Raw genomic sequence first — 1,240 nt, forward strand, 5'->3', positions numbered from 1 at the left:
ACCTGGACGCCCGCCAATCCGGAGGGCTCTGAGCCACTATCGCAGACAGAAACGCCGGTCGCCCCTATCGATCAACCGACCATCCTGGTACACCCGATCCCGGACGGCACAGAGGAGACCACAACGCCGCCGTTCCCGATGCCGGATGAGCGGGACTTCAATGACTGGATACTGGTATTCCCAGCGGACTCAGGCATAAAGCCGATTTATGTTTACCTGAAATCGACAGCAAGAGATGAGCCGGGCATCGTGACTGGACAAGGAGAAGTACTGACCGGCGAAGGGAAATGGCTGGACGCCGCCAGTTCAGGGCTGGGCGCACCAATACCGGCCCAAGTTGCCGATAAACTACGTGGAAGAGAATTTAAAACATTTGACGCATTCAGAGAAGCATTTTGGTTAGCAGTTTCAGAATGTCCTGAATTATTAGAACAATTCAAAAGATCTAATCAGGTTTTGATACAGGCAGGAAACGCACCTTACCCCATTCCGTTAGAGCAAGTCGGGGGAAGAAAAACATTCGAGCTCCATCATGTTAAGAACATACAACATGACGGCCCAGTGTATGACGTCGATAACCTGAGAGTTAATACACCTAGAAATCATATCAATATACATAAATGAGAGTAGAAACAAATGAAACTCAAAGAAAATATTAACGATTATACAGAGAATGAATTCATCGATTTTTTGAAAGAGTTTTTTGAAAACCCTAAAAATCTGAAAGGTAAAGAATTAAAAAATCACATAGAGAAATTAGTTTCTCACTTCGACAAAATTGTCGAGCACCCAGAAGGTAACGGTCTAATTTTCAACCCACCCGATGATCGAGATGACTCACCTGAAGGCGTGATCAACGAGATAAAGAGGTGGCGAAAGTCGCAAGGCCTTCCGTTATTTAAAGACTCAAAATGATCATGTAGGGCTGACAAATCACTGTCGGCCCCCATACACCCTAAGACTTTATATGTTGGTAGTCACCCCAGACAAGATATCACAGCGCCAAAAAGTGTAAACTCACTGGCTCGGAGCCCTGGTATAAAACGCTTTATTACCTGATGTCCTCAAAGGAAATAGCAGTCACGCCGACGCCATTGGCTAAATCAGCCATCACGCCAGTTGCCGCCGCAGCAGTCCCCGTCGCTGCGATGTCTGCCGGAAATACGGTGGCAACCCGAGCCGCCGTCACCACGATGACACAGGTTTGGGGGCAAGTGACATTGACTGAAGGCACACTGGC

General features: G+C 47.6%; 3 protein-coding genes. 2 read left to right on the forward strand and 1 reads right to left on the reverse strand.

Translation table 11 applies throughout. The annotated features are described in order from the left end of the window. Positions 1 to 624, forward strand: a 624-nt coding sequence (locus BLU64_RS16935; RefSeq protein WP_175527830.1) for an S-type pyocin domain-containing protein, incomplete at its 5' end; no start/stop codon positions are given. Between the two features lie 12 nt (positions 625 to 636). Next, entirely contained in the window at positions 637 to 915 is a 279-nt protein-coding gene (locus tag BLU64_RS16940; protein ID WP_026742073.1) for a bacteriocin immunity protein, read from the forward strand. A 136-nt stretch (positions 916 to 1,051) separates the two neighbouring features. Here the strand turns inward: BLU64_RS16940 and BLU64_RS17525 are convergent. After that, positions 1,052 to 1,240 (reverse strand): hypothetical protein (locus BLU64_RS17525; RefSeq protein ID WP_217630049.1); only part of this gene is annotated, 189 nt, incomplete at its 5' end.

This window comes from Lonsdalea quercina (genome assembly GCF_900107885.1).
GTDB lineage: Bacteria > Pseudomonadota > Gammaproteobacteria > Enterobacterales > Enterobacteriaceae > Lonsdalea > Lonsdalea quercina.